Source organism: Falsochrobactrum tianjinense, assembly GCF_019100495.1.
Lineage (GTDB): Bacteria > Pseudomonadota > Alphaproteobacteria > Rhizobiales > Rhizobiaceae > Brucella > Brucella tianjinense.
Map to the genome: position 1 here is coordinate 174,168 of NZ_JAHRVA010000005.1, position 25,622 is coordinate 199,789.

The window sequence follows — 25,622 nt, forward strand, 5'->3', positions numbered from 1 at the left end:
CATGCCCGTTTTCAGCAAATTAGGTCTTAAGCCCATCATAGCCGCCGGTGTGAGTCGCCATATCGTGATCGACGGCGTTGCCGACGGTTTCGAGGCATTCTGCCTTGCGCGTCTGGTGGACGAGATCGGCGAGCGCGGGCCAATCATGTATATCGTGCGCGACGGACAGCGCATTGCCGATCTGGAACAGGTGCTGAGCTTCGTTGCGCCCGACCTGCCTGTTCTGCATTTGCCAGCCTGGGATTGCCTGCCTTATGACCGCGTGTCGCCGGGCGCGGATGCGTCGGCACGCAGGCTTGCCGCGTTAAGTGCACTTGCAGCGTTGAAGAAATCGCCGCACCCGTCAATCATCCTGACCACGGCCAATGCGATTTTGCAGAAGCTGCCGCCGCAGGCGGCGATAGAAGAACAGGTGATTTCCGCGCGTCCGGGCAACCAGCTCAATATGAACGATCTGGCTTCGCGGCTTGAACGCAACGGATTCGAGCGTGTCTCGACCGTGCGCGACATCGGCGAATTCGCGGTGCGTGGCGGCATTCTCGATCTTTACGCGCCGGGCGCGGAAGAGCCGCTGCGGCTCGATTTCTTTGGTGACACGCTGGAAACGATCCGCGCTTTCGATCCGGCGTCGCAGCGCACCACCGGAACGCGCAAGGAATTCGTGCTCCAGCCAATGAGCGAAATCACCCTTTCGCCTGATATGATCAGCCGTTTCCGCAAGAATTATGTGGCCATGTTCGGTGCGCCGCAGCGCGACGATGCGCTTTATCAGGCGATCAGCGAAGGCCGTCGTTTTGCGGGCATGGAGCACTGGCTGCCGCTTTTCTATGACCGTCTGGAGACGGTATTCGACCATGCGGGCGGGATGCCGGTTGTGTTCGACCATCTGGTGCACGAGGCGCTGACCGAGCGTCACACCATGGTTGTGGATCATTACGAATCGCGCCTGCGCCAGGCCGAAGGCAAGGAGCCCGGCAGCGAAGCCGTGCCCTACAAGCCGGTGAAGCCGGAGACGCTTTATCTTTCGCCGGCGGACGTTGAACAACTCGCCTCGGCGATGGGTGTGCGTATCGATCTGACGCCTTTCAGTACGCCGGAAGTGACGGGCCGTAAGGTCGTCAATGCCAATGTCCACGCGGGGCGCAGTTTTGCCGAAGAGCGCGCCGCAACCGACGTGAATCTTTTTGAAGCCGTGGTGAAGCATGTTGCGGAACTGCGCGCGGCTGGCAAAAAAGTTCTGGTTGCAGCCTGGTCGGAAGGCTCGCTGGACCGTCTGCTTCAGGTGCTGGACGAGCACGGCCTTGAGAAGATCGAGACAGTGGATCGGCTTTCCACTGTCAAGGCGCTGTCGCGTGACAAGATCACGGCAGCGGTTCTGGCCGTTGAAAATGGCTTCGATGCGGGCGATCTCGTTGTTGTTGCCGAGCAGGATATTCTGGGTGATCGGCTTATTCGCCGCTCCAAGCGGCGCAAGCGTGATCAGGATTTCATCTCGGAGGTCGCTGCACTCAACGCTGGCGATATCGTCGTCCATGTCGATCACGGTATCGGGCGCTTCATCGGCCTCAAGACCATTACGGCTGCGGGCGCCCCGCACGATTGTCTTGAAATCCATTATGCGGGCGATGATCGCCTGTTCCTGCCGGTTGAGAATATCGAGCTTTTGTCGCGTTACGGTTCGGAAGGGTCGGACGCGGTTCTGGACAAGCTTGGCGGCGGCGCATGGCAGGCGCGCAAGGCCAAACTCAAGAAGCGCCTGCTCGAAATTGCCGGACACCTGATCCAGATTGCCGCCGAACGCCAGATGCGCGGCGCGCCGGTGATGACACCGCCGGACGGTCTCTATGCCGAATTTTCCGCGCGCTTCCCTTATGATGAGACGGAAGACCAGCTGACGGCTATCGACGCTGTCGCGGACGATCTCGCCGAAGGCAAGCCGATGGATCGCCTGATTTGCGGCGATGTCGGCTTCGGTAAGACCGAAGTGGCGCTGCGTGCGGCCTTCATCGCGGCCATGAACGGCGTTCAGGTGGCGGTGGTCGTGCCGACCACGCTGCTTTCCCGCCAGCATTTCAAGACCTTTTCCAACCGTTTTCACGGCCTGCCGATTAATGTCGCGCATGCTTCGCGCCTCGTTGGCGCCAAGGAGCTCGCTGCAAACAAGAAAGGGCTGGAAGAAGGCACGGTCGATATCGTCGTCGGCACCCACGCACTGCTTGGCAATTCGATTAAGTTCAAGAATCTTGGCTTGCTCATCATCGATGAGGAGCAGCATTTCGGCGTCAAGCACAAGGAACGGCTGAAGGATCTGAAATCCGACGTTCATGTGCTCACACTTTCGGCCACGCCGATCCCGCGCACCTTGCAGCTTGCCCTGACGGGCGTGCGCGAACTGTCGCTCATCACCACGCCGCCGGTGGATCGCATGGCGGTGCGCACATTCGTTTCGCCTTTCGATCCACTCGTGATCCGCGAAACGCTGCTGCGCGAGCGCTATCGCGGCGGCCAGAGCTTCTATGTTGTCCCGCGCATTGCGGACCTGACCGAAATTCAGGAGTTCCTGCAAGCCCATGTGCCGGAATTGAAAGTGGCCGTAGCCCACGGCCAGATGGCACCGGGCATGCTTGATGACATCATGAACGCCTTCTATGACGGGCAGTATGATGTGCTTTTGTCCACGACCATCGTGGAATCGGGTCTCGATATTCCAACCGCCAACACGATGATCGTGCATCGCGCCGATATGTTCGGCCTGGCGCAGCTTTATCAGTTGCGCGGACGTGTAGGCCGTTCCAAGCAGCGCGCTTTTGCGCTGTTCACACTTCCAGCAGGCAAGATGTTGACGCAGACAGCGGAGCGCCGCCTGAAAGTGCTGCAATCGCTCGATACGCTCGGCGCGGGCTTCCAGCTTGCAAGCCACGATATGGATATTCGCGGTGCGGGCAACCTGCTTGGTGAAGAACAATCCGGCCATATCAAGGAAGTGGGCTTCGAGCTTTACCAGCAGATGCTGGAAGAGGCGGTTGCAACGCTCAAGGGCTCCGGCGAAGTGGAAGACAGCCAATGGTCGCCGCAGATTGCGATCGGTACGGCGGTCATGATCCCGGAAACCTATGTGCCCGACCTACAATTGCGCCTTGGTCTTTATCGTCGCCTCGCCGATCTGGAGGAACCGCAGGACATCGACGCCTTTGGCGCGGAATTGATCGACCGTTTCGGTCCGATGCCGGACGAAGTGCAGCACCTGCTCAAGATCGTCTTTATCAAGGCGCTGTGCCGCAGAGCTAATGTCGAGAAGCTCGATGCCGGGCCGAAGGGCGTGGTCATCCAGTTCCGTCACGCGACCTTCGCCAACCCGGTCGGGCTGGTGAAGATGATCGGCGAGCAGGGTTCCATGGCGAAGATCAGGCCGGACCAGAGCATCGTGTTCATCCGCGACTGGCCGACACCGGAAAAGCGCCTCAACGGCTCAGCGGTCGTCATGACACAGCTTGCGAAGATCGCGGCAGCTTAGCGATCTTCCGCAATCCCCGGCTCGAAACCTTCCGCCGTCTGGCGGATGGCGTCGGCGAGAACATCGGCGGTTTGCGCGCCCATGACGGCATATTTCTGGTCTATGATGAAGCAGGGCACACCGCGCACGCCTATGCGGTTGGCCGTGTCGATTTCTTCGCGAATTGTCGCCTTGTCTGCCTCGCTCTGCAACAGGCGGGCGACGACTGCGCCGTCCATGCCGACACTTGCGGCGGCATCGACCAGTACTTCATGGTCGCCGATATCCTGCCCCTGCTCGAAATAGAGCGAAAACAGCGCGCCCACCAGTTTGTCCTGAGTGCCGGAAGCGGCCTGCGCCGCCCAGTGAATGACACGGTGTGCGTCCAGCGTGTTCGGCGCACGGGTGATGGCTTCAAAATCGAAGATGATACCGTTTTCTTCGCCAAGCTCGTTCAGTTGTTTGTGAATGTCGTCGATCTTGGAGCCGGTGCCGAATTTCTCACGCATATAGACCTGCCGGTCCTTGCCATGCGCCGGTAAGGATGGGTCTAGCTGATACGGACGCCAGCGAATTTCGGCGTCCACCTCCGGCACTATCGCAAGCGCATTTTCAAGACGCTTGCGTCCGAGGAAGCACCACGGGCACACGACATCCGAAACGACATCAATGGTGATCTTTCTGTTCGTCATGAAAGCGCTCCGCTTGGGCCGACGTAAATCATATTAAGAGTAGATGTAGGGCGGATCATGGCTGGATCAAAATGCCTGCCCGTCATTGCGCCACCATGTCGGCAGTTGGTAGCCGTAAAGCGATGTTCTCTTCGGGTGGCCGATTCTGTCCCAGCGCGCCACCCACTGATAGGGCAGGTGGTAGAGAGGAATATAATAATCGCCCGATATCAGCACGCGGTCGAGGGCGCGCACGGCACTGACGAAATCGGCGCGACTGCGCGCGTCCAGCATGGCGTCGATCATGGCGTCCACCGCCGGATCGGCAACGCCTGCATAGTTGAAGCTGCCCTGTGCATCGCGCGATGCCGAACCCCAGCGCCGCCATTGTTCATTGCCCGGCGATAGCGAGCCGCTCAGGGCCCCGAGGATCATGTCATAATCGAAGGTTTGCAGCCGCTGCTGATATTGTGCGTCATCGGCCGACCGGATTTCGGCAGTAATGCCGAGTCGCGCCAGATTGCGCTTATAGGCGAGGGCAACCTTTTCTTCATCCGGCGAGCGCGTCATGATTTCGAATGAAAGCGGCTTTCCATCAGGCCCCAGAGCCCGACCGTTTTCAATACGAAAGCCCGCTTCTTCCAGAAGGTCGTGGGCCTTTTTGGCTGGTGTCCGGTCATGGCCACTGCCGTCTGTTACGGGCGGGTGCCAGGTGCCGTTCATCACGTCCTCGCGCACCGCTTCGGGGAAAGGCGCAAGCAGTTCACGTTCGCGCGCATCAGCAGGTTTGCCTACCGATGAAAGCTCGGAGCCTTCCCAGAAACTTCGCGTGCGCTGGTACTGGCTGGCAAAAAGATTGCGATTGGCCCATTCAAAATCGAACAGAAGCCCCAGCGCCTGCCGCACGCGCCGGTCCTCGAATATGGGCCGCCGCGTGTTGAATACGAAGCCGAACATATTGGCAGGTGTGCCTTTCTCAAAACTCTCCTTGATGACCCTGCCATCCGCGACCGCCGGAAAATCATAGGATTTTTGCCAGCGGGTCGGGTTGCCTTCGAGGAAGACGTCGAGCAGGCCCTTCTTGAAGGATTCGAACAACGAGGTTTCATTGCGGAAATATTCGATGGTGAGCGTGTCGAAATTATCGAAGCCGCGCCGCACCGGCAGATCCTTGCCCCAATAATCCGCGTTGCGCTCATAGGTGATGCGCTGGCCCGGCTGAATGCCGGAAACCACATAAGGCCCACTGCCCAAGGGGGCCTTGAGCGTAGAATTGCTGAAGGTTTCCCGGTCGATGGCATGTTTTGGCAAGATCGGCATGGAGGCTGCGATCAGCAGCGGAAATTCCCGGTCGGACTTGTCATTGAAGACGAAGCGCATCGAGCGTTCGCCGGTTTTTTCGATCCGCTTGATCCGGCTCATGCGATTATTATAGGGCGGGCGGCCCTTTTCGGTGAGCAGGTCATAGGTAAAAAGAACGTCGTCCACTGTCACCGGCTCACCGTCAGACCATTTTGCGCGGGCGTCAAGCGTGAATTCCACCCAATGGCGATCAGGATCGATAGCGATCTTTTCAGCCAACAGGCCGTAAAGCGTGAAAGGTTCATCGCGTGAGCGCAGCATCAGGGTCTCATAGACGAGATTGCCGAAGTCGGTGTCGCCGAACAGGCCGCGCGCTGTCGTGCGCATGCTTTTGAGAATGAAAGGATTAAGGCTGTCGAATGTGCCCACGACCCCCATCTTCAATGCGCCGCCCTTGGGCGCGTCAGGATAGACATAGGGAAGATGGGTAAAATCGGGGGGCAGGGCCACGTCGCCATGCATGGAAAGCGCGTAATCCGGGGCAGTCGCGGCTGCATCCTGTGCGTAAGCCGCGCCTGCATTCATGCTGAAAAACAGCATCAGGCAGGCAAGGATCGTCGGGGGGCAAAGGGCAATCAATCCGGTCAAGTTTTTCGCATCCCGTTCAATTTTGCTGCGCTTCTGTAAATAAGTGTGATATCCAATATTGATTCGTGTGGCGAAATTAGCATGAACCTGTCCTGTGTGAGGATTAAGAACATGACTGATGTGCGACAGAGCCAATTAAAATGAAAATTTTGTCGGATTCTGGATCAGCAACGCCATCACCATCTGGATTCGCAAGCCCAGTCGTTGTAACACGGCCCGGATAGGGTCCGAATGGGGTCCGGATTAGGGGTTGAAATTCCCGAAGGTCACGCTGTTGCCGCATTTTCAAACCAGTGACGGTCTATCGCTGACTTCACCAGAGAACGGGAACTAAAGATCAAAGCGTTGAAAGGAACCTGTTGATCATGTCCAGCACGAAGACAATCGCTGCCGCATCCGCATTTGCTGGCGCGTTCGCCTTGCTTGCCTCCGCGACGGTGCCTGCATCCGCGCAGCAGCAACAGCCGCCGCAGGGTTGGTTCAAGGTTTGCTCCAAGCAGGAAGACAACGACATCTGCAACACGCAGAACATCGTCACCGCCGATTCCGGCCAGCTTCTGACCGCAGTCAACCTCATCGAGATCACGGGCAAGATCAATCGCAAGATTTTTCAGGTCACGGTGCCGGTCGGTCGCCTGATTCCGGCGGGCGTCGGCCTCCAGATCGATAGCAACAAGCCGACAAAGCTCGAATACGGCATCTGCTTTCCTGATCGCTGCATCGCGGAAGCGCCACTTTCCGACGATCTCGTCAATGCGCTCAAGAAGGGCGGCAAGCTGACCCTGACCTCGGTCAATTACCAGAACAAGCAGAACCCGATTCCGGTCTCGCTGACCGGCTTCACACAGGCTCTGTCGGGTCCGGGCCTCAAGCAGTCCGAGCTTGAAGAGCGCCAGAAGGAACTTCAGGAAGCGGTCCAGAAGCGCCAGAAGGAATTCGAGGCCAAGATGAAGGCTGAGCAGGAAAAAGCCAAGGCCGGCAATTGATTGCTATTCTGTTTGATTGAAAAGGGCGCTTCTAGCGCCCTTTTTGCATGGAAAAATCTGCCGGATTTCAGTTCGCGTGAGCTTTTGCGCGATAGACGCCGTTTTCGAGACGATCGAACATCTCGTTCACATCCGGGTGGCGCAGCGGCTCGCCGCTCAGATCGGGTACGAGATTCTGTTCCGATACATAGGCCACATATTCCGACGCCGAATTTTCCGCCAACAAGTGATAAAACGGCTGATCGCGGCGCGGCCGATTTTCTTCGGGAATGGATTCATACCATTCTTCCGTATTCGCGAATTCGGGGTCCACGTCGAAAATGATCCCCCGGAAGGGAAAAAGCCGATGCTTGACCACCTGGCCGATCTGGAATTTGGCGTGTTTTATCTGCGTCATACTCATGAAACATATATGTAGTTCATCGGCAGGTGAAATAAAGCCTGCGGGAAATGTGAAATTATGCAGCGTCGCTGCCGCTATCTTCCGGATGCGCTTTTCCCGCGTTCGGACGAACCGGGAAGTCGAGGCAGGAAATGCGCAAAGCCACTGCCGGGGCGCAAGCCCTCCCGCATGAAAAACGCCCTTAGCGGGGCGAAGGAGCGCAGCATTTCAAGCCCCATGCCCCGCATGATCTGTGCGGGCAGCATGGGCGATAGCAGGGAACGGTTGAGCGCGTCTACCGATCCTGTGCGCGCCAGAATGTCGGGTCTCCGTCCCCGGTCATAGGCGCGGGTCACGCGCTCGGAGCCGGGATCGGACGGATCGCTGGCAATGGCGCTGACAAGTGTTTCCACATCGCGCGACCCCAGATTGAGGCCCTGCGCGCCGATAGGCGGGAAAACATGCGCAGCCTCGCCAATCAGAATAGTGCGACTGGCAGCAAAGACATGTGGCACGAGCCCCGACAGCGGCCAGGCTTGCGGGCGGATTTCCAGCGTTACATTGCCCAGCATGGATTGCATCATATCCTCGATCCGGACCGCCAGCGCCGCGTCATCGAGCGCCAGCAAAGCTTCGGCTCGGCCCGGATTGACGACCCAAACAAGACTGGAGCGCTTGCCCTTGAGCGGAACCTGCGTGAATGGCCCTTCCTCGGTGTGAAATTCCGTCGAGGTATTCTGATGATCAAATGCGTGGGCGAAAGACAGAACGACAGCGGTCTGTGGGTAGGCCCAGCGTCGGGTACGGATGCCCGCCGCCTCGCGCGCTGCCGAATTGCGTCCGTCCGCTGCCACGACGAGGCGCGTATGCAGTGTATCGCCATTCGAAAGCGTGATCGTGACATGATCGCCATTGTTGCGATATTCGATTGCGGGCAACAGGATCCGCTCGATATTGGCGTTCTGTGCCACGGCCTCGGCGAGCTTCTCGTTGAGCACTGCATTGGGAATATTGTAGCCGAAGGCGATTTCATCGATCTCGCCAGCGCGAAAAGTAACGACGGGGCTGCGGATCAGGCGCTGCGTGGCGTCGATAATGCGCATTGAGGCAAGCGGCGCAGTCTGCGGCTCGATCACAGCCCATACGTCGAGTTGTTCCAGAAAGCGGATGGCAGGCATCATCAGCGCCGTCGTGCGACGATCGTTCCTGTCGGTTTCGGGGCCAAGCAGCACGATGCGATAGCCTTTGGCCGCGAGTGCAAGAGCGGCCATCATTCCTGCGGGGCCTCCGCCGCTCACTACGATATCGATGAGGGGCTTGTTTATCACCACGTCATTCATCCTGCTCTATCCCTGACCGTCAGGCCGATCGAAAAGCGATTCTCATCATATAGATTTCTGCCATATTTAAGCGTAAACGGGGCGAAAAGACCAATGCCGCGCCAGCGTAAACCCAATCTTTGGTGGAATGAGCGCGGTTTTGTCTCATGACTTACTTGCTCTTTTGATCTTATTCGGGGAAAGCTTGCAGCAAGATCGCGGCTTGCGGGAAGTCCGCCAGCCATATGGGCCGCCTCATGCCATGCGGGAAGAGTGAGGGCGGTGACACAGAGAAGTGGCGAACGGCGTGAAAACCAGACTGACCGGAAAAATCAAACCCAGGAAAGTGACAGCGCCGCAAGCCAAGGCGTTTTCCGTCCATCTTTTGACCGCATCGGGCTCTTTTTTGGCCTTTCTTTCCATCGTGGCGGCCAGTGACGGGCGCTATACGGCCATGTGGTGGTGGCTGGGACTGGCGCTTTTCGTCGATGGCATCGACGGCCCCATCGCGCGCAGGCTCGAAGTCAAATATGTGTTGCCCAACTGGTCGGGCGAGATGCTCGACAATATCATCGATTACGTCACCTATGTGCTGATTCCGGCTTTCGCGCTCTACCAGAGCGGGTTCATGGGGACCAACCTGTCGTTTCTGTCGGGCGCGATCATCGTAGTCACCAGCGCTATTTATTACGCCGATACGGGGATGAAGACGAAGGAGAATTTCTTCAAGGGTTTTCCGGTGGTCTGGAACATGGTGGTTTTTACCCTGTTTATTGTCAAACCGGGCGAATGGGCTGCTTTCGCGACCGTTGTCGTTTCCGCGATCCTGTCATTTTTGCCGATCAACTTCCTGCATCCGGTACGGGTCGTGCGGCTCCGTCCGCTCAATCTTACGGTTTTCTTTCTGTGGTGCGCATTCGGTGTTGCCGCGCTCTATTTTATGCTCGATGCGCCAAACTGGGTTCGCATCGGGATTACCGTGACCGGGCTTTACATCTATTTCATCGGCGCAATCATGCAGTGTTTCCCCAATCTCGGGCGTACTGCCGCCGTGATCGCGGCAGAGGCTGCAAACACGAGAAAGAACGGAATGGAGAAGGATGATGATTAACGCCATTCGTGTCCACCAGACGGGTGGGCCGGACGTCATGCAATATGAGCAGGTGGAAATCGGCGAGCCGGGACCGGGCGAGGCAAAAGTACGCCATGAAGCGGTCGGCCTGAATTTCATCGACGTCTATTTCCGCACCGGGCTTTACAAAGCCGCGCAGATGCCGTTCACGCCTGGCAATGAAGGTGCTGGTATTGTCGTTGCCATTGGCGAAGGCGTTGAAAATCTTGGTGTCGGTGATCGTGTCGCCTATGCCACAACGCCCGGCTCCTATGCGGATGAGCGCATTCTGCCTGCCGACCGCCTGGTCAAGGTGCCGGATAGTGTTGAACTCAAAACCGCCGCTGCCATGATGCTCAAGGGCATGACCGCGCAATACCTCCTGCGCCAGACCTTCCGGGTCGGGCCGGAACATACGATCCTGTTTCATGCCTCTGCGGGCGGCGTCGGGCTGATCGCGGGCCAATGGGCCAAGCACCTGGGCGCGACCGTTATCGGCACGGCGGGCTCGGAAGAGAAAATCGCTCTTGCCAAAGCGCATGGCTACGATCACGTCATCAATTACCGCACGGAAAATTTCGTCGAGCGGGTACGTGACCTGACCAATGGTGCGGGCGTTGATGTGGTTTATGATTCGGTTGGGCACGATACCTATATGGGCTCGCTCGATGTGCTCAAGCCGCGCGGCATGTTCGCCTGTTTCGGCCAGTCGTCGGGCATAATTCCGCCTTTCGATCTCAATGTTCTGGCCCAGAAAGGCTCGCTTTTCGCAACGCGTCCGACGCTGTTCAACTATGTCACCAAGCGAGCCGATCTGGAAAAAACCGCAAATGAGCTTTTCGACGTCGTGGCCAGCGGCGCGGTAAAAATCGAGATCAATCAGAGCTATGCGCTCAAGGATGTGCGCAAGGCGCATGAAGATCTCGAAGCGCGCAGGACAACGGGAACATCCATCCTGCTTCCCTGACTGAAACAATAGAGCGGCGGTGTGCATATGTTCACCGCCGTTTGCTTTAGGGCTTTCCAAGTACAGGCTTGCTGGATAAGCTCATTAAAAAGATAATTTTGGGGAACAATGTCAGCGCTTTTATCCGACCGGCCTCTTCTGGACGTCCGCCGGCTTACGAAATTATTCGGCCAGCTTAAAGCTTGCGATGCGGTTGATTTGACCATCGGGCAAGGGGAAATCCACGCCCTGCTGGGCGAAAACGGCGCTGGAAAGTCCACCTTCGTAAAAATGCTGTTCGGCGCGTTGCAGCCGCTCGAAGGCGAAATCGTCTGGAAAGGCCAGCACGTTACGATCAGCGATCCCGCGACGGCGAGGAAACTCGGCATCGGCATGGTGTTCCAGCATTTCTCATTGTTCGATTCGCTGACTGCCGCCGAGAATATAGCGCTTTCGCTGGATGGTTCGCACCCGCTTGCAGAAGTTGCCAAACGGGCGCGGGAAGTGGGGAATGCCTATGGTTTGCCAATCGACCCGCAGGCCCATGTCGGCGATCTTTCGGTGGGCGAACGCCAGCGCATCGAGATCGTGCGTTGCCTCTTGCAGGAGCCCGATCTCATTATTCTCGATGAACCGACCTCGGTTCTGACCCCGCAGGAAGCGGATCGCCTGTTTGAGACGCTGGAACGGCTCAAGGCCGAAGGCAAGTCGATCCTTTATATCAGCCACCGTCTGGAAGAGGTGAAGCGGCTTTGCGACCGTGCCACGGTTCTGCGCCATGGCAAGGTGGTGGCCCATTGCGACCCGCGCCGCGAAACGGCGGCGACGCTTGCGCGCATGATGGTCGGCAACGATATTATGGTGGTAGCGCGCGATCCGGTTTCCATGCCCGATGGCGGCGCGAACGCGCTGCTTGAAATCAGGGCATTGTCGCAGGCCCCGCGCGGGCCGTTCTCAACCGCGCTTGAAGATATTTCGCTGTCGATCAACGCTGGTGAAGTGGTTGGTATTGCGGGTGTGGCCGGCAACGGGCAGGGCGAATTTTTCGAAGCCGTTTCCGGCGAAGTGCTGCAATCATCAGCGGCCACGGTGCGTATTCGCGGCAGGGATGTCGGCAGGCTCGGCATCAGCGGCAGACGTTTGCTGGGGGCGGCATTTGTGCCCGAAGAACGGCTCGGCCATGGTGCGGTCCCGTCCCTGTCGCTGACTGACAATCTCTTTCTCTCCCGCACCAAAACGGATGCGAAAGCGTTTTTACGCGGCCGGTTGAAGCTGATTTCGGAAGGTGCATTGCGTTTGGCTGCAAAGCGCATCATCGATCAGATGGATGTGCGCAAGAGCGCGGAAAACCCACCTGCTTCGGCGCTTTCGGGCGGCAATCTGCAAAAGTTCATCATTGGCCGCGAGCTTGACCGCGCGCCCTCCGTCCTGGTTGTCAACCAGCCGACATGGGGCGTGGATGTGGGGGCTGCGGCCCATATCAGGCAGGCGCTTGTCGATCTGGCGCGTTCTGGATCAGCCGTTCTCGTCATCAGCCAGGATCTGGATGAATTGTTTGAAATCAGCGACCGTATCGCGGTCGTCAATCATGGAAGGCTTTCCGAACCGATGCCGATTGGCGAAGTCACGCTGGAGAGAATCGGGCTTTTGATGGGCGGCGTCTCCGGATCCGCGCAGGCGGGGGCTGCATGATGCGGATAGAACTTGTCAAACGTCCCCAATCGTCAAAATTGTTCAGCGCCCTGTCGCCTTTGCTGGCGCTGGCGCTTACCATGGTGTTTGGTGGCCTCGCTTTCGCGCTGATGGGAAAAGACCCGTTTCAGGCGCTTTATGCCTTCTTCGTGGAGCCGCTGCTTGATACATGGTCGTGGCATGAGCTTTTGGTTAAGGCCACGCCGCTGATCCTGATAGCAGTTGGCCTGTGCGTCTGCTTTTTGTCCAATAACTGGAATATCGGCGCGGAAGGACAGTTCATCATCGGCGCGGTCGCCGGTTCCATCCTGCCGGTCATGTTTCCTGATTTGCAGCTATGGATCGTCCTGCCGCTGATGATGCTCATGGGCATGGCGGGCGGTGCGGCCTATGCCTCCATTCCGGCAATCTTGAAAGTCCGCTTCAATACCAATGAAATATTAACCAGCCTGATGCTGGTCTATGTGGCGCAGCTTTTTCTCGACTGGCTGGTTCGCGGGCCATGGCGCAATCCGCAGGGGCATAACTTCCCTGAAACACGCCAGTTCAATGACAGCGCCATATTGCCGGAAATATGGAGTGCATCGGGCCGCGCCCATTGGGGTTTCATCTTCGCAATCGTTGCGGCAGTTGCGGTCTGGTTTTTGCTCGCGCGCACGCTTAAAGGCTTTGAAATCAAGGTGATGGGGCAAAGCCCGCGCGCCGGGCGCTTTGCAGGCTTCAGCCGCGGCAGGCTGGTGCTGTTTGTCTTCGCGCTTTCGGGGGCGCTCGCAGGCCTTGCGGGCATTGCCGAAACATCCGGCGCCATCGGACAGCTTCGTCCGGTCATTTCTCCCGGTTACGGCTTTACTGCCATCATTGTCGCCTTTCTCGGACGGCTCAATCCGTTGGGCGCGATTGCGGCAGGTTTTGTGCTGGCACTGTCCTATCTTGGCGGCGAGGCGGCGCAGGTGTCCATCGGCATATCCGAAAAATCGGCGCGCGTGTTTCAGGGTATGATCCTGTTTTTCGTGCTCGCCTGCGATATGCTTATTCATTATCGCATCCGCTTTGTGGCGGGGCAGGCAGCAGGGAGGGCCTGATCGATGGATTTGACGCAGGCCATATTACTCACCATTGCAACCGCCGCGACGCCCTTGCTGATAGCAGCCCTTGGCGAACTCATCGTCGAGCGTTCAGGCGTGCTTAATCTGGGCGTTGAAGGCATGATGCTGATGGGCGCGGTGTCCGGCTTTGCTGCCGCGCAATTCACCGGCTCGGCGTGGCTGGGCATGATCGCAGCCATTTTTGTCGGCGCACTTTTTTCGGGCATTTTTGCCTTTCTCACGCTGACGCTTGTCACCAATCAGGTGGCGACCGGCCTTGCGCTCACCATTCTGGGCGTCGGCGCTTCGGCGCTGCTCGGTGAAAGCTTTGTCGGCTTGCCGGGCGTGCGTCTCGATGCCATCAACATTCCTTACCTCTCGAACATTCCTTTTATTGGACGTTTTCTGTTCGGGCAGGATCCGATTTTCTATATTTCCATCCTGCTGGTTGTCGGTGTAACGTGGTTTCTGTTTCGCACCCGCGCTGGACTGCAATTGCGCGCCATCGGCGACAATCACGGCTCGGCCCATGCGCTCGGCGTGCATGTGGTGCGTACGCGCTATCTGGCTGTGCTGTTTGGCGGGGCGTGCGCGGGGCTTGCCGGTGCGCAGCTATCGCTCGTTTATGTGCCGCAATGGGTAGAAAACATGACCGCCGGGCGCGGCTGGATCGCGCTGGCGCTGGTTGTCTTCGCTTCGTGGCGACCCTGGCGCGTGCTGATCGGCGCCTATCTCTTCGGTGCAGTCACGATCGGCCAGCTTCATGCGCAGGCGCTCGGATTCGGCCTGCCGTCGCAATTCCTGTCGGCCCTGCCTTATCTTGCGACCATCGCGGTTCTGGTTATCATCTCGCGCAATCGTCGCCTGACGATGATGAACACGCCAGCGTCGCTGGGCAAGCCATTCGTGCCGGACAGATAGTTTATTGAGGGTGCAACAAGGAGTGCAGGGAACATGAAAAAAACGCTCTTGGCGATTGCGACTGCGGCAAGCTTCGTGCTTGGCGGCGGTGCGCATGCGGAAGAAAAACTGAAAATCGGCTTCATCTATGTCGGGCCTCCCGGAGATTTCGGCTGGACTTATCAGCACGATGTCGCCCGCAAGGAAATGATTGAAGCGCTGGGCGACAAGGTGGAAACCACCTATCTCGAAAGCGTGCCTGAAGGTGCGGATGCCGAACGCTCCATCGAACGTCTGGCGCGTGCTGGCAACAAGCTCATTTTCACGACTTCCTTCGGTTATATGGATCCGACCATCAAGGTGGCCAAGAAATTTCCGGACGTGAAGTTCGAGCATGCAACCGGTTACAAGACGGCTGAAAACGTTTCCGCCTATAATGCACGCTTCTATGAGGGGCGCTATGTTCAGGGGCAGATCGCGGCCAAAATGTCCGAAAAGGGCGTTGCGGGCTATATTGGTTCCGTGCCGGTGCCGGAAGTCGTGCAGGGCATTAACGCCTTCATGCTCGGCGCGCAGTCCATCAATCCCGATTTCAAGGTCAAGGTCATCTGGGTCAATTCCTGGTTCGACCCGGGCAAGGAAGCCGATGCCGCCAAGGCTCTTGTCGATCAGGGCGTGGATATTCTGACCCAGCATACCGATTCCACGGCTCCCCTTCAGGTGGCCCATGAGCGTGGTATCAAGGCATTCGGTCAGGCTTCGGACATGATTAAATTCGGCCCTGAAACGCAACTGACCGCAATCGTGGATGATTGGGGCCCGTATTATATCGACCGCGCCAAAGCTGTTATCGACGGCACCTGGAAGAGCCAGAAAATCTGGTGGGGCATGAAGGAAGGTCTCGTAAAGATGGCGCCCTACACCAATATGCCTGATGATGTTAAGAAAATGGCTGAGGAAACCGAAGCCAGGATCAAGTCGGGCGAACTGGCTCCGTTCACTGGCCCGATCAAGAAGCAGGATGGTTCAGAGTGGCTCAAGGAGGGTGAAAAGGCTGACGATGAAACGCTGCTCGGCATGAACTTCTATGTCGCAGGCGTCGACGACAAGCTGCCGGAATAAAATCGCCGGTTCAAAATAAAAAGGGCGCTTTGAGCGCCCTTTTTATTTAAGTTTTTTATAATTTTATTCTGCGGCGTCCGCCGGCGCTGCATTGAGCAGGCCATAGCGCTCTTCACCAATCTTTTCGAGCAGGTCGAGCTGGGTTTCAAGGAAGTCGATATGACCTTCCTCGTCAGCGAGAAGCTCATCGAAAAGCTGCTTGGAGACGTAATCGCCCAGTTCGTCACAGATTTCGCGCGACTTTTTATAGGATGCGCGGGCGTCATATTCGCCCTTCAGATCGCATTCAAGCACTTCCTTGACGTTCTGACCGATGCGTAGCGGCGAGACCGTTTGTAGGTTCGGATGGCCTTCAAGGAAGATGATACGGTCGATCAGCTTGTCGGCATGATGCATTTCTTCGATGGATTCCTCGCGCTCTTTCTTGGCAAGACGCGTAAAACCCCAATCATTGAGAAGGCGGTAATGCAGCCAGTACTGGTTTACTGCACCAAGTTCGAGAAACAGTGCCTCGTTAAGCCGCTCGATGACTTTTGGTTCGCCTTTCATTCCATGAACTCCCGAATTTTTCTCGTAGAGAACGCACACGATCCATGAACTGGACCACGTTTTCGTCCATTTGGTTGCGACGAAGATGATACTCTTCAGTCACTCTTATGATCGTTTCTACGACATTTGGGAAGCAGCCACAGCAGCGGCCGCGCTTGGACATGGCATTATAGACGGTGCCCGGAACGATTAATTGCCAGCAATCCTGATCGAGAAGCTCGATGACGACGGCTTCAATATCCTTGTCAGTAATAACGTTGCAGCTACAGACTAACATACTCAGTATACTCCAGCATCTGCAACGCGATGTGACAGAATAGAATTCACAATGCTCAGGGGAGTGTTCTTCTCCTGACGGATATCAATATAAGAACAACTGCTATTTGAGCGCAGCTCTACTTGAGTATTGACGCCGTATCGCGCGGAACCGAACAAATGCTCCTCCAATTGCAGGGGGTAAAGGCCCGAACATCAAAGGTCAACTTGAGTAAGTCTTTCTAAAACTCACCAAATTAAGTCAGGTTATGACGGGTGGAGCAGATTTCGTCAAATTTTATGTTTTGGAAACGTTCTAAATATCAACAACTTAGAACCATTCTAAATATGAGTTAACTGCCCATCTTTAAAGGTAAATTGGCGCTCTACATGGTTCAGAACAGGGCGCATTTCGCCCTGTTTTTGATTGATGCGATATTTCGCCGCATCTTGTGGAGAACTCCCTGCGAAGAGGTTCTCAGATACCTTCGATGGCTTCAAACCCCTCGAACTGGGGTGGGCCGGCATAGAGGGTCTTGTTGGTTCCCGCGTTGCGGTGGGCGTTACGGAACTGCTCGGATTTGGTCCAGACGATGAAATCGTCGCGATTGCGCCAGACCGTATGGGAAGAATAAAGCGTGTAGTCTTCTTCCTCATTGGTTGCGCCGCGCAGCAGATGAAAACTTTTAAAGCCCGGCAGTTCGGCAAGTTGCGAATCCCGATTTTTCCAAACGGCTTCGAAATCGGCTTCCGATCCGATGTGAACCTTGAAGCGATTCATGGCTATAAACATTGCTGATCCTTTCTGTTGAAAATGGACTGGCTGACATTTGCGTAGGAAATAGTCCCAATCAGACGGGATTTCCGGCGCGCGGCGGGAGGTCAAAACTGGAACTGCGTCGCCACGAGGAACGTACGACCGCGCCCGCCGCCATAAATGCTCAGAGCAGGCGTGTAGCTTTCGTCCGTGACGTTGAGAACCTGTAATGAGACATCCACCGTATCGGTAAACTTGTATTTCGCAAACAGGTCCACCAGCGTGTAAGGATCGCTGTTGTCTCCTTCCAGCGTCTTTCCGCTCGATACGTGCTGGACGCGCGCGCCAGCCTCGAGCTTGCGTTCAAAGAAACGGCCTCCGGCGGTCACAGTGACAATGTCTTCAGGCAGATACTGGTTACCGCCCAGATAGTTTTGCTCGGGAAGCTCGGATTTCGAATGCGTATAGGCGATGCCCGCAAAGGCGAAGCCCGCGTCATATCTCGCATCAAGCTCAAAGCCTTTGACGGTCGAGGTGCCTTCGACATTGGCAAATGAGCTATAATCAGGTGCGAGCGTGATGTAGTCTTCCACGCGCATGGTGTAATAATTCGCCTTGATCCGCAGCCCGTCTTCGGCGGTGAGAATTCCATCGCGCGCTATGTTGACGCCGAACTCCCAGCCGCGTTGTTTTTCGGGGCGCAAATCAGGATTGCCGTGCATCATGCCAGTGCCGGCATGGGCAACGCCGCCAAGGAATGTCTCTTGCAGGGTCGGGGTGCGCATGGAATGCGCATAAGTCACATAGGGCTGAAGCCAATCCGTAAGATTATATGCGACCGTAACTTTCGGGCTGAGTTCGCTATCGTCGTTCGATATTGAACCGTCTTCGTTCTCAAGCTTGAAATAATCATAACGAAGCCCGGTGATGACCTGCAAGGCGTTGTAGGTCCATGTTGCTTCGGAAAAAACAGCGGCCTTGTCCGAGTTGGCGTCGACGGGGTTCACGCCCACGCTGTTGCCGCCCGCATTGTCGTGATTATATTCGAACCCGTTTTTCCAGCTGACAAGGACATCGCCAAAGCCAAAGCGCGCGGTGTTGGAAGCGGTAAGTCCGGTGGTTTCCGTTGCGACCTGACGGCCCGTGAAACTGCCCGTACCTTCGCCCCAGCTCTGGTGGGTCACGTTACGATATATATTGACGTTAAGATCGAGCAGATCATTATCGGAGGGGTTGAAACCATATTGTGCAAAGAAGGTCCGGTTTTGCACGAACATATCGTAGACAGTCGCCCTGCCGCCAAAGCCCGTCTGATACGTACCGTAATGGTTATTATATAAAATGCCGCCAAGCGTGAGCTTGTGGTCCTCTCCAAAACCAAATTCCGCCTTGAATAGCCCGGAGGTCAGTTCCTGTCCGGTTTTTTCAACGGTTTCGCCGTCGCCATTCTTGTAATCGTTAGAATCGCGACGGCTGATCGCTGCCGCAAGACCGAGAGAATTCACGCGTGCGGCTCCCGCAAGCATTTCGGAAAAGCCGGTGCCATTGCTGCCCCAGGAGGCGCGGCCCAGAACACCTTTATCCTTGCCGTCCAGCAAGATGTCATCAACGCCGAGCGTGCGAAAATTCACATTTCCCGCCAGTGCACCGCCCTGTTCCGTGGTCACGGCGCCGCGCTGAACATCGATTCCGGAAAGTAGGTTGGGGTCAATATAAGAATAGCCGGCTGAACTATGGTCGCTATTGCGATAGTTTTGCGGCACGCCGTCAATCAGCATGTTGACGCGCCCCGATCCTTCAAGGCCGCGAATATTAACCGCTACGCCGGGATTAGAGGCATTGATCGATGTGAATACGCCCGGTGTGGAACGCAGGACGTCGTCGAGCTTGGCGCCGCCGAAGCGGTTGATCGTTTCGCGATCGACGCTGCCAGCCGGTGCAGGCGCTGAAGCCTGGGTTTGGGGAACCTGGCGGATCGTGATTGTTTTAAGTGCAACACCGCCATTCTTGTCAGATGTCGCATGCTCCTGCGCTATCGCCTGCTGCGCCATTGCTGCTACGATGACCGCGAGCCCTGTGCTCGCAAAAAATGACAGCTTTCGGTCCCCGATATTTGCCCGCATTGCCCTGTTTCTCCTGAATGCCAAACACATCTCACGTCCCTATATCCGTGAAAATATTAAGGTAAATCATATAGTTATGATGCCTTCGACGTACGAAGGCCATTATGCTGGCTGGAAGGGTGGGCCTCCGGGCTTGCTCTGGAAAAACCAAGATTTAAACTTGACTCGAATGATCCAGTAATGCAGTGATTATTAAACATGACCGATATTGTCAACTCATGAATAGAGGCATCCGGTCGGTTAACGAGGTGAGCCGGAAGGGTGCAGAGGCAGGACAATGAACAGGCGTATTCATATCGACATGCAGGTGCGATTGCCGCGTGAGCGTGCCGCGGCTCGCGTGACTGAAAGCGAGCCCCGTTCAGATTCGAGCCGACAGATTGAGGCGCGTTCGTGCGGTTCTTCGCTGGAGTCCCAACTCAAGACTTATGGCAGCCGCGAACTTTTCAATGGTTCGCGCGAAGTGGCGATAGAGCATGGCGGCTCTCTTTATCGTCTCAAGATCACCCGCCAAGGCAAGCTCATTCTGAACAAATAGGCAGATATAGATGACACCCCAGACCAAGCCCTCCCCAGAGCAAATTCTCAAGGCACGGGCCGATAACCCGAAGATGCGTGAGCGCGATTTTGCGCAAAGCCTCGGGATATCCGAAGCCGATTTCGTGGCAGCCCATTGCGGCGCGGGTGAGTCCGCACCCATTTCCGCCCGTCAGATTCGCGCCGATGTGGAAACATTGCTCAAACATGCGCCATCCCTTGGCGAGGTCATGGCGCTTACACGCAATGAGAGTGCCGTGCATGAGAAGATCGGTCCGTATGAAAAGACGGTCTATGGCAAGCACGCCGCCCTGACGCTGGGCAAGCAAATTGATCTGCGCATTTTCCCAAAACACTGGGTGCATGGCTTTGCCGTCGCCAAACGCGATGGCGAGCAGATACGCCGTAGCCTGCAATTTTTCGATGCGACGGGGGAGGCGGTCCAGAAGATTCATTTGCGTCCGGCCTCGAATCTCGAAGCCTACGAACAGCTCGTCGCCGAGCTGCTGCTCGACGACCAGACGCCGACAATCGAAACCACCTCTCTCGCAGCTCCGGCGGCCAAGGTGGATGTGTCCCTGATCGATACCGACGCATTTCGTCAACGTTGGGGCGCATTGACCGATGTACATCAATTCGTGGGTCTGCTGAAAGATTTCGACGTGGACCGCTATCAGGCGGTGCATCTTGCCGGGCATGATTTTGCATGGCGTGTCGATCGGACGTCCGTCGAGGCCATGATGAGCCTCGCCGTACAGGAAAAACTTTCGATCATGTGTTTTGTGGGTAGCCGTGGCTGCATCCAGATTCACACCGGCCCGATCCATGAGATCAAAATGATGGGGCCATGGCTCAATGTACTTGATCCGACATTCCACCTGCATCTGCGTGCCGACCATATCGCTGATGCATGGGTGGTGCGCAAGCCGACAAAGGATGGTCATGTCACGTCGCTGGAAGCCTATAATGCCGATGGCGAGTTGATCATACAGTTCTTTGGCGAGCGTCATGAAGGTGAGGCCGAGCTTGCGGATTGGCGCATGATCGCGGAAAATCTTCCGCGCCTTCCGCAGCCAGCTGCTGCTTGAGAGGGCCGGACATGCCTGCCATAGCATCATCAATCAGCCGCTTTGCGGCGCTTGCAGTCATGGCTGCATCGCTTGCATTCGCCGTTTGTGCCCGTGCCGATACGGTCGATATTTTTCCCGATACTTCACGCATCGTTTCTGTCGGCGGGTCGCTGACAGAAATCGTCTATGCGCTTGGCGCGGGCAATATGCTGGTTGCGCGCGACCAGACCAGCACTTATCCGGAACAGGCGAAAGAACTGCCGGATGTCGGTTATATGCGCCGCCTTTCGCCCGAAGGTGTTCTTGGCGTCAATCCAAGCGGCATCCTGCTGCTGGAGGGCAGCGGCCCGCCGGAAACACTGGAAGTTCTCACAAAAGCTTCCGTTCCGATGGTGGTGGTGCCGGATGACCATACCGGCGAAAGCGTGATCGCCAAGATCGAAGCCGTGGGCAAGGCGCTTGGGCTGGAGGAAAAGGCAAGGGCGCTTGCTGCCGATGTTTCCCGCGATCTGGAAGCCGCGAAGAAGATCGCCGCCAATGAAAATCCGCGAAAACGCGTCTTGTTCATCATTTCCGCTCAGGGCAGACGTCTAACGGCGTCGGGAACGGGAACAGCTGCCGACGGCATTATCGCGCTTGCCGGTGGCGTCAACGCCATCACCGCCTATGAGGGCTACAAGCAGCTGACCGATGAAGCCATCGAGAAGGCCGCTCCGGATGCGATCCTCATCATGGATATCGGCAAGGACAGTGTGCTGAAGGATGAGCTGCTGAAAAACCCGGTTCTTGCCAGCACGCCCGCCGGGCAAAGCGGAAACATCATCCAGATGGATTCGCTTTATCTGCTGGGCTTCGGGCCGCGCACCGGCGCTGCAAGCCGCGAGCTTTCGGAAAAGCTCTACGGCACCCCTCCGCATAATGAATAGGAAATGCCGAAATGACCAGCCAGGCTCGCATGGCGAAACAGACGGATTTCGGTATGCGTGATCAAGCAGGGAATGATCAAGCAACGCGTGAGCATGTGGGAGACCGTTCCTCGCGTGCGCGTCTCGTCATTGCCGCTCTTGCGGCGGGCCTTTGCCTGACAGTGCTGTTCAGCCTGACGGCAGGTGCGTCGGACGCATCGGCGCTGGCGGTCTTGCGCGCTCTTGTCTTTGGAGCCGGAGAAAGCTTTGAAACTTTTCGCCGCGATCATCTCATCATCATGGAAATACGGCTTCCCCGTACTGTCATGGGTGTACTGGTCGGGGCTGGGCTGGCCGTTTCCGGTGCTGTGATGCAGGGCCTGTTTCGCAATCCGCTGGCCGATCCAGGGCTGGTCGGCGTTTCGGCAGGCGCTGGTCTTGGCGCTGTGTCGATGATCGTTCTGGGCGGTACTGCACTTGCGCCTGTTTATGCATTGCTGGGCCATTACGCATTGCCCATGGCGGCTTTTCTGGGCGGTTTGGCCACCACTTTACTTCTTTACCGTGTCGCGACGCGCAGGGGTCGCACTTCGGTTGCGACCATGCTGCTGGCAGGCATAGCGCTTGGTGCGCTGACAGGGGCCGCGACCGGTGCGCTGGTCTATATTTCCGATGATCGCCAATTGCGAGATTTGACCTTTTGGGGCCTCGGCTCGCTGGCGGGCGCCACATGGACCAAGATTGGTACCGCCGGTCCGATCATCATGGTGGTGCTGATTGCGACGCCTTTTCTCGCGCGCGGCCTGAATGCTCTGGCGCTGGGCGAAGCCGCAGCAGGCCATCTCGGCATCCCCGTTCAGCGTATCAAGAATGTAGCCATCGTGACGGTCGCCGCGGCCACTGGCGCAACTGTGGCCGTTTCGGGAGGGATCGGCTTCATCGGTATCGTCGTTCCGCATATGCTGCGTCTAAGCATTGGTCCCGACCACCGTTATTTGCTGCCCGCATCGGCATTGCTCGGCGCGATCATGCTGTTGCTCGCCGATGCCGTCAGCCGCACGATTGTCGCTCCCGCCGAACTGCCCATCGGTATCATTACCGCCGTTTGCGGTGCGCCATTCTTCCTCTGGATTCTGCTGCGCCAGCGCGGCCTTCTGGATATGTGAGGCAAAGATGATTGAAACCCGCTCCCTTGGCGTCTCCATTGCCAGCAAGACGATTATCGAGAATGTGAACTTTGCGGCAACGCCCGGCAAGGTGACGGCTATTGTCGGCCCCAATGGCTCCGGCAAAACGACACTATTGCGTGCCCTGTCGGGCGACTTGCCCTATACGGGTACGGCCAGTCTTGATGGCGAGGATTTTGCATCCATCAAGCCGTGGAAAATGGCAGCAAGGCGTGCGGTGCTTCCGCAGGCCAGCGCTTTGTCCTTTCCCTTCACCGTGCGCGAAGTGGTGCGGATCGGGCTGACGGGCGGGTATAGCGGCGTATCCGGCGCGCAACAGGAACGACTCCCCGATCTCGCCTTGCAGATGGTAGACCTGGGCGGCTTCAGCGGACGGTTTTATCAGGAGCTTTCGGGCGGCGAGCAGCAGCGTGTGCAGCTTGCGCGTGTTCTGTGTCAGGTCTGGAAGCCTGTTATTGACGGGAAGCCGCGCTATCTTTTTCTCGACGAGCCGATTTCAAGCCTGGATATCCGTCATCAGATCGTGGTGATGGAAATTGCCCGCAATTTCGCCGCAGCCGGTGGCGGCGTAATCACGGTTCTGCATGATCTCAACCTGACCGCCATGTTTGCGGACAGCGTCGCTGTCATGCACAAGGGGCGGCTCGATACGATCGGCACGCCGCAAGCGGCGCTGACCGATGAGCGGCTCGAACGTGTCTATGAATGCTCGCTAAAAGTAGGCGTGCCTCCCGCGCGTGGCGTTCCTTTCATTCTGCCGCAGTCTGCATACAACGCTGCGGCAGAATAATGGTCTATCCGTTCAGCCCGCCAAACGGGCAGCTTCCATTTCGTCAATGCCGAGCAATGCACGAACGTTCGGACGCGCTTTGACCAGGTCGTCAATGCTGTATTTCATAAGGACGCCGAAGAAGGCATTCAATGCCTCGCGGAGTGCTGAATTAAGTGCGCAGCTATCCACGAGCGGGCATTCGGTGGCATCATTTTCAAAGCATTCCGCCATGGCGAAATTTTCTTCGGTCACGCGGACGACGTCAAACAATGAAATCTCCGTGGCTGCGCGGCCTAGCCGAACGCCACCATTCCGGCCACGTACGGTTTCGACCAGCTTATGCTCCACCAATGGCTGGAGAATTTTGAACAGAAACAGTTCTGATACACCATAAGCGCGGGCAATTTCAGGTACTCGGCTCAGCTTGCCATCATTGGCAGCACAATACATAAGCATCCGGATAGCATAATTCGTCTGACGGGTAAGGCGCATGGGTTATTCCTTTCAGCATACTCCAAATCTCCCGGCCTTGCGAAGACCTTCGGGAAACCCAGACTCTGATCTGGCTGCGGCTGGCTCCAAAATTGCGGATATCCAAACCCCGACGCCAATCTTGTGTATTCCTTCGAATCTACTTTAGAATTATTCTTAAAATATATGAAGCCTTTTATCACCTTTAAAGGGTAAAAAAGCTGTTTTCAGTCATTACTGGCACACGTCGATCCATTCTGCGGCAACAAGTTCGGCCATTTGCTGGGGCGATATGCGTACGGCACTGTTGGTTGCGCCTGCGGCGGGCACTACTTCGTCAAAGTTTTTCAATGACAGATCGCAATAGACAGGCAGGGCGCTGGGCAGGCCGAAAGGGCAGACGCCGCCGATTGGGTGACTGGTTTGAGCCAGTACGCTCTCCGCATCGAGCATACGCGGTTTGGCGCCAAAGCGATTCTTGAACTTGCGATTATCGATGCGCGCGTCGCCGCGCGTGACGATAAGGATTGTCTGCTCTTTTGCTGTGATGGAAAGCGTCTTGGCAATTTGTCCGGGTTCCACCCCATGGGCCTCCGCAGCCAGAGCGACGGTGGCGGTGCTGGTTGGCAATTCGATGATTTTTATCTCCGGCGCTTTGTTCGCGAAAAACGCCTTCACGGATTCCAGACTCATGAGCTCCCTTTTCAATATGACTTTTTTTATCAAGTTAACTGCCGCGCTTACAAAGAGCAAGACTATGGTTCTTTTATGGGGTCTGGCAACAAGTGGCAGATTGACGCTGCTGATTGATGGCTATAAAGAGGCGTGCACATCCGCTTTGATCGGATGCGGAGGGGTGGCCGAGCGGTTTAAGGCACCGGTCTTGAAATTCGGTTACGGCCATCCTTACTTGTATTCATCCATACTTAGAAACCCCAGAATGTCGGGCTTTGCGCGGGAAAGAGTCCGCATTCGTGCTACCCTGTTTTTGATCCTGCTACCGAGTTGGGTAGCAAAATGGTAGCAACTCGTTCCCGCACTGTTCACGGTCAATATTTCCGTTTCCAAACTCTCCACCAACTCTGTGACGGGTAGGATCAGCTTCATCAAGCACAGCCGTCGAACGTCTGTTGAACAGGCGTTGATGCGATGGACTGTATTGATTGCTTTTTTAGATGCGCTCAAATTTGAGCACATCTCTTGACCACCCGCCGCGCCTCTGCCAGCTTGCGGCAAACAGGGGTGCTTTTAATGACTTTTTACCGAACTCCCGAATTGGCGAGAGAAAATTCTCCCTTTGAACTCACCACAAAGTGCGTTGCTTGTGGAGATCCTTTAA

At 56.6% G+C, this 25,622-nt stretch carries 24 protein-coding genes; 14 read left to right on the forward strand and 10 right to left on the reverse strand.

Features of this window, described 5'->3' with window-relative positions; genetic code table 11:
• Position 1 precedes the first annotated feature (1 nt).
• Positions 2 to 3,514, forward strand: a complete 3,513-nt coding sequence (mfd, locus tag KUG47_RS12830) for a transcription-repair coupling factor (RefSeq protein WP_217678366.1) — start codon at positions 2 to 4, stop codon at positions 3,512 to 3,514.
• Here mfd and KUG47_RS12835 read toward each other — a convergent pair.
• Together KUG47_RS12835 and KUG47_RS12840 are read right to left on the reverse strand one after the other, a co-directional pair.
• Positions 3,511 to 4,185: a DsbA family oxidoreductase gene (locus KUG47_RS12835; protein WP_217678367.1), complete on the reverse strand. Its 675-nt coding sequence runs from the start codon at positions 4,183 to 4,185 to the stop codon at positions 3,511 to 3,513. The two genes, mfd and KUG47_RS12835, sit on opposite strands and share 4 nt — an antisense overlap.
• Before the next feature lie 66 nt (positions 4,186 to 4,251).
• Complete coding sequence (locus tag KUG47_RS12840; protein WP_217678440.1) at positions 4,252 to 6,066, reverse strand: extracellular solute-binding protein; 1,815 nt, start codon at positions 6,064 to 6,066, stop codon at positions 4,252 to 4,254.
• A gap of 413 nt (positions 6,067 to 6,479) precedes the next feature.
• Between KUG47_RS12840 and KUG47_RS12845 the strand changes: the two genes are divergently transcribed.
• Positions 6,480 to 7,100 carry an invasion associated locus B family protein gene (locus tag KUG47_RS12845; RefSeq protein WP_217678368.1) on the forward strand — a complete coding sequence of 207 codons (621 nt, stop codon included), beginning with the start codon at positions 6,480 to 6,482 and terminating at the stop codon, positions 7,098 to 7,100.
• A gap of 67 nt (positions 7,101 to 7,167) precedes the next feature.
• Here the strand turns inward: KUG47_RS12845 and hspQ are convergent, their stop codons facing one another.
• Together hspQ and KUG47_RS12855 are read right to left on the reverse strand one after the other, a co-directional pair.
• Positions 7,168 to 7,503, reverse strand: a complete 336-nt coding sequence (gene hspQ, locus KUG47_RS12850) for a heat shock protein HspQ (RefSeq protein ID WP_217678369.1) — start codon at positions 7,501 to 7,503, stop codon at positions 7,168 to 7,170.
• Positions 7,504 to 7,577: 74 nt separating this feature from the next.
• Positions 7,578 to 8,822: a UbiH/UbiF family hydroxylase gene (locus tag KUG47_RS12855; RefSeq protein ID WP_217678370.1), complete on the reverse strand. Its 1,245-nt coding sequence runs from the start codon at positions 8,820 to 8,822 to the stop codon at positions 7,578 to 7,580.
• A 274-nt stretch (positions 8,823 to 9,096) separates the two neighbouring features.
• Between KUG47_RS12855 and pcsA the strand changes: the two genes are divergently transcribed.
• From pcsA to KUG47_RS12885, 6 genes are all read left to right on the forward strand, one after another.
• Complete coding sequence (gene pcsA, locus KUG47_RS12860; RefSeq protein ID WP_340162808.1) at positions 9,097 to 9,912, forward strand: phosphatidylcholine synthase; 816 nt, start codon at positions 9,097 to 9,099, stop codon at positions 9,910 to 9,912.
• Positions 9,905 to 10,879 (forward strand): quinone oxidoreductase family protein, encoded by a 975-nt coding sequence (locus tag KUG47_RS12865; RefSeq protein ID WP_217678441.1) that lies wholly within the window; start codon positions 9,905 to 9,907, stop codon positions 10,877 to 10,879. The genes pcsA and KUG47_RS12865 overlap by 8 nt, the downstream gene beginning before the upstream one ends.
• A 108-nt stretch (positions 10,880 to 10,987) precedes the next feature.
• Positions 10,988 to 12,550 (forward strand): ABC transporter ATP-binding protein, encoded by a 1,563-nt coding sequence (locus KUG47_RS12870; RefSeq protein ID WP_217678372.1) that lies wholly within the window; start codon positions 10,988 to 10,990, stop codon positions 12,548 to 12,550.
• On the forward strand, positions 12,550 to 13,632 hold the full coding sequence (locus KUG47_RS12875; RefSeq protein ID WP_217678442.1) for an ABC transporter permease: 1,083 nt from the start codon (positions 12,550 to 12,552) through the stop codon (positions 13,630 to 13,632). Before KUG47_RS12870 ends, KUG47_RS12875 begins: the two co-directional genes overlap by 1 nt.
• A gap of 3 nt (positions 13,633 to 13,635) precedes the next feature.
• Complete coding sequence (locus KUG47_RS12880; protein WP_217678373.1) at positions 13,636 to 14,556, forward strand: ABC transporter permease; 921 nt, start codon at positions 13,636 to 13,638, stop codon at positions 14,554 to 14,556.
• A 33-nt stretch (positions 14,557 to 14,589) separates the two neighbouring features.
• The gene (locus KUG47_RS12885; protein ID WP_217678374.1) at positions 14,590 to 15,657 is read left to right on the forward strand and encodes a BMP family ABC transporter substrate-binding protein; all 1,068 of its coding nucleotides are present in this window, start codon (positions 14,590 to 14,592) and stop codon (positions 15,655 to 15,657) included.
• Between the two features lie 63 nt (positions 15,658 to 15,720).
• Here KUG47_RS12885 and bfr read toward each other — a convergent pair whose 3' ends face one another.
• The 4 genes from bfr to KUG47_RS12905 all read right to left on the reverse strand — a co-directional run bounded on the left by bfr (position 15,721) and on the right by KUG47_RS12905 (position 19,341).
• Positions 15,721 to 16,206 carry a bacterioferritin gene (bfr, locus tag KUG47_RS12890; RefSeq protein ID WP_217678375.1) on the reverse strand — a complete coding sequence of 162 codons (486 nt, stop codon included), beginning with the start codon at positions 16,204 to 16,206 and terminating at the stop codon, positions 15,721 to 15,723.
• Positions 16,172 to 16,483, reverse strand: a complete 312-nt coding sequence (locus tag KUG47_RS12895; protein WP_217678376.1) for a (2Fe-2S)-binding protein — start codon at positions 16,481 to 16,483, stop codon at positions 16,172 to 16,174. Before KUG47_RS12895 ends, bfr begins: the two co-directional genes overlap by 35 nt.
• 456 nt (positions 16,484 to 16,939) lie before the next feature.
• Complete coding sequence (hmuQ, locus tag KUG47_RS12900) at positions 16,940 to 17,254, reverse strand: heme-degrading protein HmuQ (RefSeq protein ID WP_217678377.1); 315 nt, start codon at positions 17,252 to 17,254, stop codon at positions 16,940 to 16,942.
• 89 nt (positions 17,255 to 17,343) lie between these two features.
• Positions 17,344 to 19,341: a TonB-dependent receptor domain-containing protein gene (locus tag KUG47_RS12905; RefSeq protein WP_217678378.1), complete on the reverse strand. Its 1,998-nt coding sequence runs from the start codon at positions 19,339 to 19,341 to the stop codon at positions 17,344 to 17,346.
• 277 nt (positions 19,342 to 19,618) lie between these two features.
• On the opposite strand from KUG47_RS12905, the gene hemP reads away from it, so the two are divergent.
• The 5 genes from hemP to KUG47_RS12930 are packed head-to-tail and all read left to right on the forward strand — an operon-like array spanning position 19,619 to position 23,830.
• A complete protein-coding gene (hemP, locus tag KUG47_RS12910) occupies positions 19,619 to 19,879 on the forward strand; it encodes a hemin uptake protein HemP (protein ID WP_217678379.1) in 261 nt (86 codons plus the stop codon).
• A 10-nt stretch (positions 19,880 to 19,889) separates the two neighbouring features.
• On the forward strand, positions 19,890 to 20,966 hold the full coding sequence (locus KUG47_RS12915; protein WP_217678380.1) for a hemin-degrading factor: 1,077 nt from the start codon (positions 19,890 to 19,892) through the stop codon (positions 20,964 to 20,966).
• A gap of 11 nt (positions 20,967 to 20,977) precedes the next feature.
• Entirely contained in the window at positions 20,978 to 21,874 is an 897-nt protein-coding gene (locus KUG47_RS12920) for a heme/hemin ABC transporter substrate-binding protein (RefSeq protein ID WP_217678381.1), read from the forward strand.
• An 11-nt stretch (positions 21,875 to 21,885) separates the two neighbouring features.
• Complete coding sequence (locus KUG47_RS12925; protein WP_217678382.1) at positions 21,886 to 23,019, forward strand: FecCD family ABC transporter permease; 1,134 nt, start codon at positions 21,886 to 21,888, stop codon at positions 23,017 to 23,019.
• Between the two features lie 7 nt (positions 23,020 to 23,026).
• Positions 23,027 to 23,830, forward strand: a complete 804-nt coding sequence (locus KUG47_RS12930; protein ID WP_217678383.1) for a heme ABC transporter ATP-binding protein — start codon at positions 23,027 to 23,029, stop codon at positions 23,828 to 23,830.
• Between the two features lie 12 nt (positions 23,831 to 23,842).
• On the opposite strand, the gene rirA is transcribed toward KUG47_RS12930, so the two are convergent.
• Positions 23,843 to 24,304: an iron-responsive transcriptional regulator RirA gene (rirA, locus tag KUG47_RS12935; protein WP_217678384.1), complete on the reverse strand. Its 462-nt coding sequence runs from the start codon at positions 24,302 to 24,304 to the stop codon at positions 23,843 to 23,845.
• Between the two features lie 213 nt (positions 24,305 to 24,517).
• A complete protein-coding gene (locus tag KUG47_RS12940) occupies positions 24,518 to 24,976 on the reverse strand; it encodes a YbaK/EbsC family protein (protein ID WP_217678385.1) in 459 nt (152 codons plus the stop codon).
• Between KUG47_RS12940 and KUG47_RS12945 the strand changes: the two genes are divergently transcribed.
• Positions 24,975 to 25,307: a hypothetical protein gene (locus KUG47_RS12945; RefSeq protein ID WP_217678386.1), complete on the forward strand. Its 333-nt coding sequence runs from the start codon at positions 24,975 to 24,977 to the stop codon at positions 25,305 to 25,307. The two genes, KUG47_RS12940 and KUG47_RS12945, sit on opposite strands and share 2 nt — an antisense overlap.
• Positions 25,308 to 25,622: the final 315 nt, after the last annotated feature.